Annotated in this window: 18 protein-coding genes and 1 riboswitch; of the genes, 9 read left to right on the top strand and 9 right to left on the bottom strand. The window is 74.2% G+C overall.

Translation table 11 applies throughout. The annotated features are described in order from the left end of the window. Positions 1-129: 129 nt before the first annotated feature. Positions 130-492, top strand: coding sequence for a YciI family protein (locus ELY19_RS03770; protein WP_126195012.1), 363 nt, complete (start codon positions 130-132; stop codon positions 490-492). Beyond that, positions 489-1,736: an RNA polymerase sigma factor gene (locus ELY19_RS03765; RefSeq protein ID WP_126195011.1), complete on the top strand. Its 1,248-nt coding sequence runs from the start codon at positions 489-491 to the stop codon at positions 1,734-1,736. The genes ELY19_RS03770 and ELY19_RS03765 overlap by 4 nt, the downstream gene beginning before the upstream one ends. A 1-nt stretch (position 1,737) precedes the next feature. Here the strand turns inward: ELY19_RS03765 and ELY19_RS03760 are convergent, their stop codons facing one another. Then, complete coding sequence (locus ELY19_RS03760; RefSeq protein WP_126195010.1) at positions 1,738-3,915, bottom strand: helicase-associated domain-containing protein; 2,178 nt, start codon at positions 3,913-3,915, stop codon at positions 1,738-1,740. Positions 3,916-3,954: 39 nt separating this feature from the next. Here ELY19_RS03760 and ELY19_RS03755 point away from each other — a divergent pair, with 39 nt between their 5' ends. The 4 genes from ELY19_RS03755 to ELY19_RS03740 all read left to right on the top strand — a co-directional run bounded on the left by ELY19_RS03755 (position 3,955) and on the right by ELY19_RS03740 (position 5,626). Beyond that, positions 3,955-4,149: a hypothetical protein gene (locus ELY19_RS03755; protein ID WP_126195009.1), complete on the top strand. Its 195-nt coding sequence runs from the start codon at positions 3,955-3,957 to the stop codon at positions 4,147-4,149. 101 nt (positions 4,150-4,250) lie between these two features. Beyond that, complete coding sequence (moaC, locus tag ELY19_RS03750) at positions 4,251-4,685, top strand: cyclic pyranopterin monophosphate synthase MoaC (RefSeq protein ID WP_197716031.1); 435 nt, start codon at positions 4,251-4,253, stop codon at positions 4,683-4,685. Then, positions 4,678-5,178 (top strand): MogA/MoaB family molybdenum cofactor biosynthesis protein, encoded by a 501-nt coding sequence (locus tag ELY19_RS03745; protein WP_126195008.1) that lies wholly within the window; start codon positions 4,678-4,680, stop codon positions 5,176-5,178. The genes moaC and ELY19_RS03745 overlap by 8 nt, the downstream gene beginning before the upstream one ends. Beyond that, positions 5,171-5,626: a molybdenum cofactor biosynthesis protein MoaE gene (locus ELY19_RS03740; RefSeq protein WP_126195007.1), complete on the top strand. Its 456-nt coding sequence runs from the start codon at positions 5,171-5,173 to the stop codon at positions 5,624-5,626. The genes ELY19_RS03745 and ELY19_RS03740 overlap by 8 nt, the downstream gene beginning before the upstream one ends. Before the next feature lie 28 nt (positions 5,627-5,654). Here ELY19_RS03740 and ELY19_RS23340 read toward each other — a convergent pair whose 3' ends face one another. The 5 genes from ELY19_RS23340 to ELY19_RS03715 form a co-directional block, all read right to left on the bottom strand. Beyond that, positions 5,655-6,320: a hypothetical protein gene (locus tag ELY19_RS23340; protein WP_164711502.1), complete on the bottom strand. Its 666-nt coding sequence runs from the start codon at positions 6,318-6,320 to the stop codon at positions 5,655-5,657. A gap of 226 nt (positions 6,321-6,546) precedes the next feature. After that, positions 6,547-7,194, bottom strand: coding sequence for a transglycosylase family protein (locus tag ELY19_RS03730; protein WP_126195006.1), 648 nt, complete (start codon positions 7,192-7,194; stop codon positions 6,547-6,549). Between the two features lie 10 nt (positions 7,195-7,204). Continuing rightward, positions 7,205-7,361: riboswitch (cyclic di-AMP (ydaO/yuaA leader) on the bottom strand. A gap of 155 nt (positions 7,362-7,516) precedes the next feature. After that, positions 7,517-7,756, bottom strand: a complete 240-nt coding sequence (locus ELY19_RS03725; protein ID WP_126195005.1) for a MoaD/ThiS family protein — start codon at positions 7,754-7,756, stop codon at positions 7,517-7,519. A 3-nt stretch (positions 7,757-7,759) separates the two neighbouring features. Further along, positions 7,760-8,749 carry a GTP 3',8-cyclase MoaA gene (moaA, locus tag ELY19_RS03720; RefSeq protein ID WP_126195004.1) on the bottom strand — a complete coding sequence of 330 codons (990 nt, stop codon included), beginning with the start codon at positions 8,747-8,749 and terminating at the stop codon, positions 7,760-7,762. Then, on the bottom strand, positions 8,746-8,967 hold the full coding sequence (locus ELY19_RS03715; RefSeq protein WP_126195003.1) for a hypothetical protein: 222 nt from the start codon (positions 8,965-8,967) through the stop codon (positions 8,746-8,748). Before ELY19_RS03715 ends, moaA begins: the two co-directional genes overlap by 4 nt. A 79-nt stretch (positions 8,968-9,046) precedes the next feature. On the opposite strand from ELY19_RS03715, the gene ELY19_RS23970 reads away from it, so the two are divergent. Then, entirely contained in the window at positions 9,047-9,466 is a 420-nt protein-coding gene (locus ELY19_RS23970; protein ID WP_164711702.1) for a cold-shock protein, read from the top strand. 16 nt (positions 9,467-9,482) lie between these two features. Here ELY19_RS23970 and ELY19_RS03705 read toward each other — a convergent pair whose 3' ends face one another. After that, the gene (locus ELY19_RS03705; protein WP_126195001.1) at positions 9,483-10,079 is read right to left on the bottom strand and encodes a TetR/AcrR family transcriptional regulator; all 597 of its coding nucleotides are present in this window, start codon (positions 10,077-10,079) and stop codon (positions 9,483-9,485) included. Positions 10,080-10,114: 35 nt separating this feature from the next. Here ELY19_RS03705 and ELY19_RS03700 point away from each other — a divergent pair, with 35 nt between their 5' ends. Beyond that, on the top strand, positions 10,115-11,506 hold the full coding sequence (locus ELY19_RS03700) for a DHA2 family efflux MFS transporter permease subunit (RefSeq protein WP_197715978.1): 1,392 nt from the start codon (positions 10,115-10,117) through the stop codon (positions 11,504-11,506). A gap of 11 nt (positions 11,507-11,517) precedes the next feature. Here ELY19_RS03700 and ELY19_RS03695 read toward each other — a convergent pair whose 3' ends face one another. Further along, entirely contained in the window at positions 11,518-12,048 is a 531-nt protein-coding gene (locus ELY19_RS03695) for a DUF2771 family protein (RefSeq protein WP_126194999.1), read from the bottom strand. A 16-nt stretch (positions 12,049-12,064) separates the two neighbouring features. Further along, positions 12,065-13,774: an MFS transporter gene (locus ELY19_RS03690; protein WP_126194998.1), complete on the bottom strand. Its 1,710-nt coding sequence runs from the start codon at positions 13,772-13,774 to the stop codon at positions 12,065-12,067. Between the two features lie 86 nt (positions 13,775-13,860). On the opposite strand from ELY19_RS03690, the gene ELY19_RS03685 reads away from it, so the two are divergent. After that, entirely contained in the window at positions 13,861-14,589 is a 729-nt protein-coding gene (locus ELY19_RS03685) for a DUF3027 domain-containing protein (protein ID WP_126194997.1), read from the top strand.

Here is a 14,589-nt window from a genome sequence, read left to right as displayed (position 1 = left end):
GGGCCGACGGATTTCGACATCGGCGCTGCGAAGAATTTCCGGGGGTGGTGTCGTATCGGTACGCCTGCGTTCGTGGTGAGGGTGAAGGGCGGCCACCGGGGCCGCCCGACGACCGAGAGGAACGAGATCATGACGCACTACCTGCTCTCCGTGCACGGCCCCGTCGAGCGCGGCGACTTCGGCGACTACGGCACCAAGGAGGCGATGGAGGCGGCCTTCGCGCGGACCGACGCCTTCAACGAGCAGCTCAAGGCCGACGGCTACTGGGTGTTCGCGGGCGGGCTCGCCGAGGCGACCACCGCCACCGTCGTCGACGGCCGCGGCGACAAGCCGATCATCACCGACGGCCCGTACCTCGAGTCGAAGGAACTCATCGGCGGGTTCTGGGTGATCGACGCCCCCGACCTCGACGTCGCGCTGCGGCTCGCGGCCGAGGGCTCCAAGGCCTGCGGCGGCACCGTCGAGGTCCGCGCCTTCGACGGGCTGGCGTGACGGAACCCGGCACCGGGAGCGGACCGAGCGGGCCGAATCAGCACGGCGCCGCCCTCGACCGGGTCTTCCGCGAGGAGTACGGCCGGGTTATCGCCTCGCTCGTCCGCCGCTTCGGCGACATCACCATCGCCGAGGACGCGGCGGGCGAGGCGATCCTCGCCGCCGCCGAGAAATGGCCCGCGTCCGGCATCCCGCCGAATCCCGGCGCCTGGCTCACCACGACCGCGGGCAACCGCGCGATCGACCGGATCCGGCGCGAGAACCAGCGCGACGCCAAACACCGGGCGGCCGCGATGATTCACGACGACTCCGACCCCGAACCGCTCGGCGCGGTCGAGGACGACCGGCTGCGGCTGATCTTCACCTGCTGCCACCCCGCGCTGGCACCCGAGGCGCGCGTCGCCCTCACCCTGCGGCTGCTCGGCGGCCTGACGGTGCCCGAGATCGCGAGCGCCTTCCTGGTCGCCGAGACCACGATGGGGCAGCGCATCACCCGCGCCAAGAAGAAGATCGCCGCCGCCCGCATCCCGTACCGGGTGCCGGCCGCCGGCGACCTGCCCGACCGCGTCGCCGGGGTGCTGACGGTGCTCTTCCTCGTCTTCAACGAGGGCTACCTCGCCAGCGGCGACGGCGCGCCGATCCGCGCGGAACTCAGCGCCGAGGCGATCCGCTTGACGCGGCTGGTCCGCGAGCTCCTGCCCGACGACCCCGAGATCACCGGCCTCCTGGCCCTGATGCTGCTCACCGAGGCCCGCCGCGCGGCCCGGGTGCGCGGCGGCCAGCTCGTGCCGCTCGACGAGCAGGACCGCGCAGGCTGGGACCGCGCCGCCATCGCCGAGGGCCACGCCCTCGTCCGCGAATGCCTGGCGCTGAACCGGCCCGGCCGGTACCAGATCCTGGCCGCGATCAATGCCGTCCACACCGATGCGCCCAGCGCCGACACCGTCGACTACGCGCAGGTCGTCGCGCTGTACGACCAGCTGCTGACGATCGACGGATCCCCGATCGTGCGACTCAACCGGGCGATCGCCGTCGCCGAGCTCGACGGGCCGGAGGTCGCGCTCGCGCTCGTCGACCCGCTCCCCCTGGACGGCTACCACCCCTGGCACGCCACCCGCGCGCACCTCCTGCGGAAACTCGGGCGCACCGCGGAGGCGAAGGACGCCTACGACGCGGCGATCGCCGCCACCGGCAACACCGCCGAGCGCGCCTACCTCACCCGCAAGCGCGGCGAGCTGGTCTGAGCTACTCCACCGGCTCCGCGGTGGTCACGCGGTGCAGGGCGAACCGGCGGGTCGCGTCACCGTCGAGCGCGGCGAGCTGCCCGTGCCGCACCGACTCGGGCACCACGACGTGCCGCGTGAACACCCCGTTCGCGTCCACGTAGCCCAGCCGCACCGGACGGCCCTCGCCCGCCGCGGACTGCAGCAGCGCCATCAGCTCCGGGCCCGACGTGCGGGGACCGTCGTCCGACGGCGCGTCCTGCCGCCGGATCTGCACCGCAGCGTCGGCGAGCTGCTCGAGCGTCGGCTGCGCCGCCGGGGGACGGGGGCGCGGCGACGGCAGCCGGATCGCGGCGGGCCGCAGGTCCACGACGACGCCCCGCGAGTCCTCCGCGGCGGCGTTGAAGCCGGCGGCCGCCAGCCCCGCCACCAGGTCCGACAACGGGACCTGGGCGACGAGCACCGTCGGCGCGACGGCCCGCAGCGCGAGCGCCTCCGCGGCGGGGGAGGAGAGGACCGCGGCGATCAGCGCCGGATCGTCGGACCGCAGGAACGAGCCGGCGACGCCCGCGCGCAGCGCCCCGTGCCGCCGCGCGACGTCGTCGACCAGATAGGTCAGGCCCTGCGGCACCGGCGTCACCGAGTGCGCGACGAAGAAGGCGTGCACCTCCGCCGACGTGCGGCCGGCGTCCAGCGCGCGGCGCACCGACGCGTCCGTCACCCGGTACACCGCGGCGCCGCCCGCCGACTCCAGGTCGGCGACCAGAGCGACGGCCGCCGCGAAGTCGTGCGTCGTGGGGCCGGGGATGGTCAGCGTCAGATCGGCCTGGAGCAGGAACTCCTCGACGGGCTTCGGCAGCGCCGCGGCCATCGCCTGCGCGGGGTCGGTGGTGCGGGCAGCGCGGCCGGCCGAGGTCAGGGCACCGCCCGCCACCAACCCGACGATCTGCGCCTGCTCCACGATGCCCGCGATCGCGTCCAGCGTGAGCCGGCGGAACCAGGCGGGATGCGCGAACCGGACGGCGGCGTGCAGGTCCGCCGCCGCCGGGGCGGTGCCGGGCGGCGCGAGGGCCAGCGCGTCGAGCACGGCCGCGCGGTCCTGCGGGGCGACGGTGCTGCGCGCCGCCCGGTGCAGCGGCCCGACGATGCCCTCCTCGCCGCGGGTGCCGATGAGCGCCGGCTGCCGGCGCAGCTCCAGCCACGTCCGGGCGAGCAGCGCCCACCGGTCGGCCGGCGCGGCCCGCTGCCACTCGTCGACCGCGACGGTCGGCGCGAACACCGAATCCTCCTCGCCGTCGAGCTCGCCCTCGGCGATCAGGCCGGCCGCCGCCAGGAGCTCCAGCAGCAGCGCGGCGCGGTCCTCCGCCAGCCCCGCTGCCTTCGCGACGCGGCGCAGCTCACGGATGCCGATGCCGCCCGCCTTCACCCGCTGCGCCGGGACCGCGCCCAGCACGTCGAGGACGTCGTCGGCGTGCCGCAGCAGCTCCAACGCGGCGACCGCCCCGGCCCCGTCGGCGCCGGGGACGGGCGGACCGTCGAGCACGGGCGGCTTGAGGGAGGCACCCAGGGGGAGCTCGCCGCGCAGCCGCGCGCGCACCTCCCACGGCAGCTCCACCGTCTGATGGTCGACGCGGGCGAGCAACCCCGAGGCGAGCAGGCGCTGCACCGGATGGTCGGGGGAGGTGCCGGGCCCCGCGGCGGCGGTGCGGCCCAGCGGCGACCCCTCGGCGAGACGGTCCAACAGGTCCCGCTCGTCGGGGCCGACGGCGGCCAGGGCGGCGTCGATCGCGTCGAGATCCGGCGGGGTCGTCAGCTGGGACGAGCGCCAGGGCAGCGCCTCGCGGGCGGCGGCGTAGGTGTGCAGCACGTCGTCGCCCCAGGCCAGCGCCAGGCCGCGGAGCTCGTCCACCGACGCGAGCACCTGCTTCTTCAGCGCGCGGCCGCGCAGCCTCCGGGCCAGCGCGTCGGCGTCGAGGGGCTCGGCGAGGAGCAGCTCGAGGACCGCGAGGTCGAGCAGCGTGAGGCGCTCGGCGACGCGGCCCAGCGACGACGGGCTGTTCAGCCGGCTCGCGAGGACGGCGAAGCCGGCGGGGACGGGCGTCGCGACGTCGCGCCGGGCGTCGAGCAGCGCCGCGATCTCGGCGTCGGTGCGCGCGCGCAGCCACGCCGCGGGCCCCGTCGACGACGTATTACTGCTCACCGATACAGCCTAGACACCGGGGCATGTCAGAATAGCGGCGTGTCTGAGACCTCGAATGCGAAGAAGGCCGAGTACGTCGACAACGGCTGGCCCGGCGCCGACCAGGGCACGGCCGATCACGCCGTGACCGAGCTGGTGGCCCCGGTGGTCGGTGCGCTGTCGCCGTTCGGCGAGCTGGAGTTCCCGCAGCAGCACATCCCGTATGTGCACCCCGCGACCCGGATCAACCGCTGACTCCGAGCTCCGCTCCCCGCGACCACGGCGCGGCGACCCCACGGCACGGCGATGTGCGCGAGGACGGCCTCTCGCACATCGACGCCACGGGAGCCGCCCGCATGGTCGACGTGTCCGCCAAGGCCGTCACCGCCCGCACAGCGGTCGCGGCCGGGACCTTCCGCACCACGGAGGCGGTCGTCGCCGCCATCGCCGACGGTGCGATCCCCAAGGGCGACGTGCTCGCCACCGCCCGCATCGCGGGCATCATGGCGGTCAAGCGCACGGCCGACCTGATCCCGCTCTGCCACCCGCTGCCGATCTCCGGCGTGACCGTCGACCTCGAACCGTCGGGCGCGGAGATCGCCGTCACCGCCACCGTGCGCTGCACGGGCCGGACGGGCGTCGAGATGGAGGCGCTCACCGCCGTCGCGGTGGCCGGGCTGACCCTGCACGACATGGTCAAGGCACTCGACCCCGCCGCCGTCATGACGGACGTCCGCGTGCTCACCAAGGACGGCGGCAAGACCGGCCACTGGGAGAGATCAGATGACTGAACCGCTCCGACCGTCCCGCGACCGCTGCGCCACCGTCGTGGTGGCCTCCACCCGCGCCGCCCTCGGCGAGCGCGAGGACACCACCGGCCCCGCCATCGCGGCGTGGCTCGGCGACCGCGGCTTCGAGGTCTACGGGCCCGTCGTGGTGCCCGACGGCGAGGAGGTGGGCGCCGCCATCCGCTCCGCCGTCCGCCGCGGCGACGCGGTGGTCCTCACCACCGGCGGCACCGGCCTCACACCCACCGACCGCACCCCCGAGGAGACCCGCGGCGCGCTGACCTTCGAGATCCCCGGCCTCGCCAACGCCATCCGCGCCGCCGGCCTGCCGGACGTGCCGACGACGGTGCTCAGCCGCGGGCTGGCGGGCGTCGCCGGCTCCTCACTGGTGGTGAACCTGCCCGGTTCGTCGGGCGGGGTCCGCGACGGCCTCGCCGTGCTCGACGGCGTCCTGCTGCACGCACTGGATCAGATCCGCGGCGGCGACCATGGCTGACGAGCCCGGGGCCGAGCAGCCCGCCGCGGAGGTCGTGTTGGCCCGGGTCACCGAGGAACCGATCGACCTGGCCGCGCACGAGGCGGCGGTGACGCGCCCCGAGGCGGGCGCGGTCGTCGGCTTCATCGGCGCGGTGCGCGATCACGACGGCGGCCGCGACGTCACCGGGCTGGAGTACTCCGCGCACCCCACCGCCGAGCGCGTGATCGCCGAGGTCGTCCGGCGCGAGGCCGACGCCGCACAGGGCGTGCGGGCGGTCGCGGTCTCGCACCGCGTCGGCCCGCTGGCGATCGGGGACGCCGCGCTCGTCGTCGCCGTCTCGGCCGATCATCGCGCGGCGGCCTTCACGACCTGCGCGCGGATCGTCGACGCGGTCAAAGAGGCGCTCCCCGTCTGGAAGCACCAGCTGTTCCGGGACGGAACAGACGAATGGGTCGGCAGCGCGTAGCCGCCGACCCATCCGATACCGGTTCTGGTTACTTCGTCACCGGACCCGCGCACGTGGCGACCTTCGTGGGGTCGCACGCGAGCGGGTTGATCAGGGGGACGCCGACACCCGCGGCGCCACTCACACCGCGGGCACCCGCGCCCGTGCCGGCGCCGCTCGCGCCGACGCCGGCGGCGCCGCCCACGCCGCGGGCACCGATGCCGGTCGTCGTGACGCCCGCTGTGCTGCCGATGCCGGTCGCGCCGACGAGGGGGATGCCGGCGCCGCCGATACCGACGGGGACCCTCGCGCCGCCGACGCCAACAGGGACTGTCGCGCCGCCGACGCCCACGGGGAGCGTCGCGCCGGCGGGGACGCCGGGGACGACGGCCGCGCCGGCCGCGGCCGGCGACGGCTTCGCGGCGCCGGGCCGCGCCGGGGCGGGCTTCGCGGTACCGGGCCGTGCAGGCGTGGCGGTGGGTGCCGCGCCGACCGGCTTCACGGCGATGGGCTTCGCGGGGGCCGCGGGGATCGGCAGGGGCACCACCGGCACCCCGATGGGGCGGACGGGGCCCGGAGCGGGCGCGACAGGGTTGCAGGGGCAACCGGGCGCCGCTGCCGCGGGAGCCGCGACGACGAGGCCGACGGCGGCGATCAGGGCGCCGAGCGAGGCGAGCCGACCGGCGGCGCGCGAGGGGCGATGGCGAGCGATCATCCGGTGCTCTCTTTCCTGCGGAACGTCACGTTCACGAATACGAACGAAGAGAACGTAGCAGATCCGTTGCGATCGCAAAGCGATACCGACCCGGTGCTTCGCCGATGTGGTGTCGCGCGCCTTCGCTGCGCACCCCGCGGACAGCGCACCCCGCGGACAGCGCGGCGAGAGGGGCCGCCGGCGTGATGCCGGCGGCCCCTCTCGGACGCTCTGGTGCGGGTCGGGCTCAGTAGCCCTTGGCCGCGGCCTGCTGCAGCATGGCGAGCACGGCCGGGTCGACCTGCTGGCCGCCGCTCTGGGCCTGCGAGATGACCTGGTTGATGTACTGCGAGTTCACCGACTGACCGGCCTGCGCGGCGGGCTTGGCCGGCTTCGCGGCGGGCTTGGCGGCCGGCTTCGCCGCCGGCTTGGCGACGGGCTTCGCGGCCGGCTTGGCGGCGGGCTTCGCCACCGGCTTGGTGACCGGCTTCGTGGAGCCGGTGTCGGTCGGGGAGACGGTGCGCGGGGTCGGCGCGCCGAGGCCGGTGCCGCAGGAGGGCCATGCACCCTTGCCCTGGCCGGCGAGGACCTTCTCGGCGATCGCGATCTGCTGCGCGCGGCTGGCCTGGTTGGCGGTCGGGGCGTACTGGGTGCCGCCGTACGCGGCCCAGGTCGACGGGCTGAACTGCAGGCCGCCGTGGTAGCCGTTACCGGTGTTGATCGACCAGTTGCCGCCGGACTCGCACGCGGCGACCTGGTCCCACTGGGAGTCGGGGGCGGCGTTCGCGGCGGGGGCGGCGAGTGCGAGACCCGCGCCACCCAGCATCGCGCCGGCGGCGGCGACCTTGGCGGCGCTCAGGCTGGTGGTGGACTGCTTGCGGTGACGACCGGTCATCGTGTGAAGTCTTTCCTCTCTACGCGCGTGCGAAGTTAGCTGTCGGGTTCGAGCGAGAGGCTGCTCGGCCGGTTGCCCGGCTTGACCCCTAGGGCGTGCGCCCTGCGGCCTCGCGGCCGCGGATGGTTCCTCCGCCTTCGTCCAGGTGTAGATCGTGGTGCACGTCCCGATTCGGTCGCTGGACGAAGCTCTGCGCTGCGAACGATCGGGTGGCTGCTGCTGCGGCCCTCAGCGACGGTAACAGAACCCGCCCCGTGGCCCAACCGTTACCGGACCGTGATTTTGCGATGTGTGACTGATGTCACTCCGCGTTCCGGGACGATCAACCGCCCGCGAACGGGGGCAGGACGTCGAGCATCGCGCCCGCCGCGGGCGCCGCGACGTCGCGCACCGCCACCTCGTCGAGCAGGTAACTGCACCGCGTGAGCACCCGCCCCAGGTCGGGGTGGCGGGCCGCCAGGAGGTCGGCGACCTCGGCGACCGTCGCCCCGTCGGGCACCTCGACGGTCTCCTCCGCGACGCCGGCCGCGGCGCGCGCGGCCGCGAAGTAACGGATCAGCACCCGTCAGCCCCCGATCGCGCTCATCGGGCGCGCCGGCTGCAGGAAGGACGGGTCGTCGATGCCGTGGCCCGCCTGCTTGCCGAGCATCGCCGCGAGCCACGCGTCGGCGATCTCCCCGTCCGTCGCGCCGCCGCGCAGCAGCGGCTTGAGGTCGGTCTCCTCCGTCGCGAACAGGCAGGTGCGGATCTGGCCGTCGGCGGTGAGGCGTACGCGGTCGCAGTCGCCGCAGAACGGACGCGTGACCGAGGCGATGACGCCGACCGTCGCCGGGCCACCGTCGACCGTGAACCGCTCGGCGGGCGCGCTGCCCCGGTCCTCGCCGTGCGGCGCGAGCGTGAACTCGCGGCGCAACTCGGCGAGGATCTGCTCGGCGGTGATCATGGTGCTGCGATCCCAGGTGTGGTCCGCGTCGAGCGGCATGTGCTCGATGATCCGCAACTCGTACCCCGCCTCGAGGCACAGGCGCAGCAGCGGGCGCGCGTCGCCCAGGCGCCCCGGGCCCAGGACGGCGTTGACCTTCACGGGGGTGAGGCCGGCGTCGGCGGCGGCCCGCAGGCCGGCGAGGGCGTCGTCGAGGCGGTCGCGGCGCGTGACCTTCGCGTACTCCGCGCGGTCGACGGTGTCGAGGGAGACGTTCACCCGGTCCAGTCCGGCACTCGCCAGCTTCGCCGCGTGCCGCGCCAGCGACAGGCCGTTCGTGGTGAGCGAGATCTCGGGCCGCGGTTCCAGGGCGGCGGCGTGCGCGACGATGCGGTCGAGGTCGGCGCGGAGCAGCGGCTCGCCGCCGGTGAATCGGATCTCCGTGATTCCGAGGTCGCGGACGCCGATGGCGATGAGCCGGTCGATCTCCGGCCCGGTCAGCACGTGCTCGTTCGCGAGCCACGGCAGACCGTCGGCCGGCATGCAGTACGTGCACCGCAGGTTGCACCGGTCGGTGAGGGAGACCCGCAGGTCGCGTGCGACGCGTCCGTAGCGGTCGACCAGCGGCTTCATGGCCGCGGCTCGCCGTCCCCGGAGCGTCCGCCGAGGATGACCGCGATCACACCCACCAGGAAGCCGACGGGCGTGAGCGGCGTCAGCGCGTAGACCCAGGTGGGGGCGGTGGCGCCGCCCGCGAGGAGCGGCGTGAGGAACAGGGCGGCGATCGCGATCAGCCCGATCGCGAAGAGCGCGATCGCGACGGAGACGGCGACGGAAACGGACTTGCCCACCCGTCTAGACTAAACCCAGTGCGTCTCGCCGTTCGCGGGGCGCGTTTTGTTGTTCTTGAGAGCAGAGCAGGTGACGACGGTGCCTACCGGCAAGGTCAAGTGGTACGACACGGACAAGGGCTTCGGCTTCCTCTCCCAGGAGGGCGGGGAGGACGTGTACGTCCGGTCGTCGGCGCTGCCCGACGGCACCGACGGGCTCAAGCAGGGCCAGCGTGTCGAGTTCAGCATGGCCGCGGGCCGCCGCGGCCCGCAGGCGCTGACGGTGACCGTGCTCGAACCCGCGCCCAGCGTCTCCCGCGGCGCCGCCGCCCAGCGCGGCCGCCGGCCGGCCGCGAACCGTCGGCCCGCCGACGAGCTGCACGGCATGATCGAGGACATGATCCAGCTGCTCGACGTGGGTGTGCAGTCCGAGCTGCGCAAGGGCCGCTACCCCGACCGCAAGGCGTCCGAGCAGATCGCCAAGGTGCTCCGGGAGATCGCGCGCGAACTCGACTCCTAGCCGGCCGCGCCGTCCTTCACCGCGCGACGAGCAGCGGAAGGAAGCACTCGTCCACGATCTCGGCGATGTCCTCGGGCGGCACCGGGAGCAGGGTCATCGCCATCTGGTGGCGCACGAGGTCGGCCGGCAGGCGCACGATCCGGTCGGTGACCCGCGCCGGGTCGACCTCGCCGCGCGCGACCGCCCGGGCGACGGCGTCGTGCATCGATCCGCCTCGGGTTCCGACCAGCAGTTCGCGCAGGTCCGCGGGGGAGTCGCCGGACTCGGCGAAGAAGTCGCCGAGCCGTGTCTGCAGCAGGATCATCAGCTCGACGCGGTGGTCCGTCATCGCCGTCAGGAGCGCGATCGCGTCGCCGCGCAGTGAGCCGGTGTCGGGCGGCTCGGCCACGGGTGCCTCGCCCCGGTGGGCCAGGGCGGCCCGGAGCAGCTCCACCCGGCCGGGCCAGCGCCGGTAGAGCACCGAGCGGGACGTCCCGGCGCGGGCGGCGACGGCCTCCAGTGTGAAATCGCCGTAACCGCCCTCGGTCAGCTGGTCCCACGCGGCCTCCAGGATCGCGCCCTCGAGCGCCGCGCCGCGTCGGCGCGTGCGGGGAGCCTCCGGCTTTGGGTGCACTTGCGTATCTTATCAACATGGCGCACATTAGATACATGACTGTATCTAATGTGCGGGAGGCGGCGAGCCCGACGCGGGCGCTCGTCGCGACCCTGGTGCTCGGCGCCTTCGCCCCCATCCTCGACACGACGATGCTGACCATCGCGGTGCACGCGCTCGTCGTCGACCTGCACACCGACGTCGCGACCATCCAGTGGGTGAGTACCGCCTACCTGCTCGCCCTCGTGGTGTCGATCCCGCTGTGCGGCTGGCTGGACGCCCGCCTCGGGGGCCGGCGAGCGTGGCTGGCGGCGCTCGTGGTGTTCGCCGCCGGGTCCGCGCTGTGCGCCGTCAGCTGGAGCCCGGTGAGTCTCGTCGCGTTCCGCACGCTGCAGGGCGCCGCGGCCGGCGTGCTGATGACGAACATGCAGACGATCGCGGTGCGCGCGGCCGGCGGCGGCTCCGTCGCGCGGGTGACGGCGGCGCTCGGCGTCCCCATCGCACTCGGTCCGCTCATCGGCCCCGTGCTCGGCGGCGCACTCCTGCACTGGGCGGACTGGCGCTGGATGTTCGCCTTCAACGTGCCGCTCTGCGCGGCGGCCGTCGTCGCCGCGCTGCGGGTCCTGCCCGACGACGCGCCGGCGGAGGGGAGTGCCCCGCCGCTCGACCGCACCGGCCTCGCACTGCTCGCGCCGGGGATCGTCCTCACGTTCTACGGACTCGCCGAGCTCGCCGGGACCGGCGCGTCGGTCGGCGTCCTCCTCGCCGTCGGGGTGGGAGCGACGCTGATCGCGGCCTTCGCGGTGCACGCGCTGCGCGTGGGCGACGGAGCGCTCGTGCGGGTGCGGCTGCTCCGCGTCCCGACGGTCGCCGCGTCCACGCTGGCGGGCCTCGTCGCGGGTGGGGCGCTCATGGGGACGATGTTCCTGCTGCCGCTGTACTGGCAGACGGTGCGCGGCGACGGTGCCCTCGCCACCGCGCTGCTCCTCGCGCCCCAGGCGGTCGGAGCGTTCGTGCCGCGGTTCTTCGTCGGCGGCCTGGTCGACCGCTTCGGGCCGCGCCCGGTCGCGGCGGCCGCCTTCGCGGTGATGGCGGTCGCGACGGTGCCGTTCGCCTTCGTCACGGCCGGTACGAACCCGGTGGTGCTCGCGGTCGTGCTGTTCGTGCGGGGGGTGGGGCTGGGCGCGGTGCTCGTCCCGATCCTGTCGTCGGCGTACACCGGACTCTCGCGGGATCAGTTCCCCCACGCCTCGATGTTCACCCGGGGTGCACAGCAACTCGGCGGGGCCGTCGGCGTCGCCGCGGTCGCCGTGATCCTGCAGGCGGGGCTCGCGCACGCCCCCGCCGCGACCGCGTTGCATCCCGCGTTCTGGGTGATGGTCGTGGTCACCGCGCTCGGCGCCGTGCTCGCGCTCCGCCTGCCGGGCCGCGCCGGCCGCGCGGCGTGAGGCTCACTCGGTCACGGCTTCTGGACCAGCGCGAAGTCCTTGGGCGTCGTGTCGATGCCCCAGACCGCCTGGGCGATGAGGTTGCCCTGGGCGTCCTGGTACTGCGAGGGCACGTTGATCTCGACCGCGGCGACCCACAGCTCCTCGGTCGACTTGAGAACCAGCGTCGCGGACGCGGGATCGACGTGGGTGATCGTGTCGAGCTTCGCCTCTCCGCGCTTCGCGTCGTAGCGCTGGACGGTGAGGAACCAGGGGCGCTCGGTGATGTAGTCGGGCAGCGAGATGACGATCGCCTGGCCCGCCTCGACGGGAAGCTTGGCGGGGTACTGCGCGGCGTCGCACTGCGCTGCCCGCACGTTGGTGCAGAACTGCATCGGCGCGACGTTCAGCATCGTCTTCCCGACGGTGGCCTGCAGCGCGGGGCGCGGACCGGGCTGATCCCGCTTGTCCAGGCCCGCGACGATCGCGTACGCGAGCAGCACCGCGGCCGCGACGACGAACACCGCCCCGGCGAGGAGCAGCTTCGGGCTGGGCTTGATCATCGAGGGACCCCGTTCATCATGAGTGCGCGTTCATCGTGGGTGGGACGTGTTCCGGCCGCTTGCCGCCGAAGTTCGGGATCAGCGAGCCGCCGCGATAGGTGAGCACCGTCTGCACGGTGCCGGCGACCATGATGGCCGCGACGGTCGCGAAGCCGATCCACAGCGTGGGCGGCAGCAGCACGCCGAGCGCGGCGCCGCCCACCCAGCCGAGCTGCAGCGCCGTCTCCGAGCGACCGAAGGCGGACGCGCGGGACTCGTCGGGCAGGTCGTCCTGGATCGACGCGTCGAGCGAGACCTTGCCGAGCGCCGACACCCCGGACGCCAGGAAGGTCACGGCCGCGACCACGATCAGGTTGCCGAACACCGCCGCGACGATCGCGCCGACCGTGGCCGCGACCGTCGCCTGCACGACGATGCGCGCGGGCCGCGGCAGTTCAAGGCGCGCGCCGATGCCGTTGCCGATGAAGTTGCCGATGCCGGCGGCGGCGCCGACCGCGCCGATCATCATCAGCGACTCGGTGGCCGAGCCGCCCGACGCCTGCTGCGCCTTGCTGTAGAAGGCGATGTAGAGGGTGAGGAAGCCGGTGAGGATGCGGATCGTGGTGTTGCCCCACAGCCCGGTGACGACGCTGCGGCCGAGCGGTGCCCGCAGGTTCTTGAACGCCGCGCCGAAGCCCGCCCGCTCGCCCGACCCGGCGGCCGAGACCGACGCCGCGTACTCCGCGTTCCGCGCCATCGCGCCGGTGTACGACAACGTGGTCGGCACCTCGCCCGCCGTGCTCTCCACCCGCTTCGGGATGCGCATGCACAGCACCGCGCCGAGCACGGCGAAGACCATCAGGGCGTACATGCCGCCCGGGATGTGCAGCATCCGGCTCAGTCCGAACTCCGCGCCCGAGGCGATCGCTCCGCCCACGCCCGAGCCCACGACCAGCCCGAACAGCGTGAGCCGCGAGTTCACCCGCGCCAGGTCGATCGACGGTGGCAGCACCCGCGGCACCACCGCGGATTTGAGCACCGAGAACGATTTACTCATCACCATCATCGCGAGCGCACAGGGATAGAGCACCCACGGATCGAAGTTCACCGTGTTCGCGACCGGGTCGTACGAGCAGTTCGTGATGAGCAGCACCGCGAGCACCACGCGGATCGCGAAGGACGCGGCCAGCGCCACCCGCCGCCCGTGCTGGATGCGGTCGAGCAGCGGCCCCATGAACGGCGCGATGACCGCGAACGGCGCGATGTTCACCAGCAGGTACAGCGCGACCTTCGACTTGGACTCGGCCTGCGCGGCCGCGAAGAACAGGGTGTTCGCCAGCGCGACCATCATCGCGGCGTCGACCGCGTTGTTGAGGATCACCGGGTAGGTGAGCGCGGTCAGGCCGGACTTGTCGGCACCGTCGGCGGTGGTGGCCTGCCGCCACTTCGCGATCCCGGCCTCGGTGATCTCGCGGCTGCGCATCGCCGCCACCCGGGTCACGGTGATCTTGCGCGGCATGCGCCGCTGCTCCGCCCCGGCTGCGCGCCGGTCCGCGGCCGACGGGGTGTCCTCGAGCGGGGGGAGGTGGTGGTTGGCGGTGTACTGCGGGCGCGTCGGGCCGGCCTGCCCACCTGCCCCGCGCCGCGCGGACTGCCCGCTGTGGGCATGCGGCGTCGGCCCCGGACGGCGCCGGGGCTCGTCGGGGGGATACTGCTGCTGCCCCGGATGACCGCTCACGCGGACCATTGTTCCGCATCCGCGGGAGTGCCGTCCGCAGGGGCGTGTGCCGCCCGCCTGCACCTGCGCGCCCGCCATCCGGCACAATCGGACGGGTGAGTTCCGCATTGCAGTCAGGCGCCGCGGTCGACCTCGCGCGCGCCGTACTGGAGGCAGACGAGGGCGCCCGGGTTGGCGCGCACGTCGCCACCGTCGTCGAGGACGAGTTCGCGGTGGCCCATTACTTCGAGGCGGACCTGCCCGCGTACCGCGGGTGGCAGTGGTGCGCCGTGATCGCCACCACCCCGGGCGGCGAGCTCACGGTCTCCGAGACCGCGCTGCTGCCGGGCCCCGGTTCGCTGACCGCCCCCGAGTGGGTGCCGTGGGAGGAGCGCGTCCGCGCCGGCGACCTCGCGCCCGGCGACGTGCTGCCGCCCCGCGAGAACGACGTGCGCATCGAGCCCGGCCACGCCCTCTCCGGCGACCCGGCCGTCGACGAGGTGGCCGGCGAGATCGGCGTCAACCTCGAGCGCGTGATGTCGCGGATCGGCCGGATGGAGGCCGCCGAGCGCTGGCTCGCGGGCGACTTCGGCCCGGACTCGGAGATGGCGCGCGCCACCCGGTACCACTGCGGCGACTGCGCCTTCTTCCTGCCGCTGGCCGGCGCGCTGGGCGCGGCCTTCGGCGTCTGCGGCAACGAGTACTCGGCCGACGGGCACATCGTGCACGCGCACTACGGCTGCGGGGCGCACTCCTCGGTGACGGCACCGTCGGGCCAGGGGAGCCCCGCGTACGAGCCCTACGACGACGGCGCCGTCGAGAAGGTCCCCGTCGAGCAGGCCTGA

Source organism: Tsukamurella paurometabola (genome assembly GCF_900631615.1).
GTDB lineage: Bacteria > Actinomycetota > Actinomycetes > Mycobacteriales > Mycobacteriaceae > Tsukamurella > Tsukamurella paurometabola_A.
Note: the sequence above shows the minus strand (reverse complement) of the source record. Positions and strands in the feature narration are given on the sequence as shown.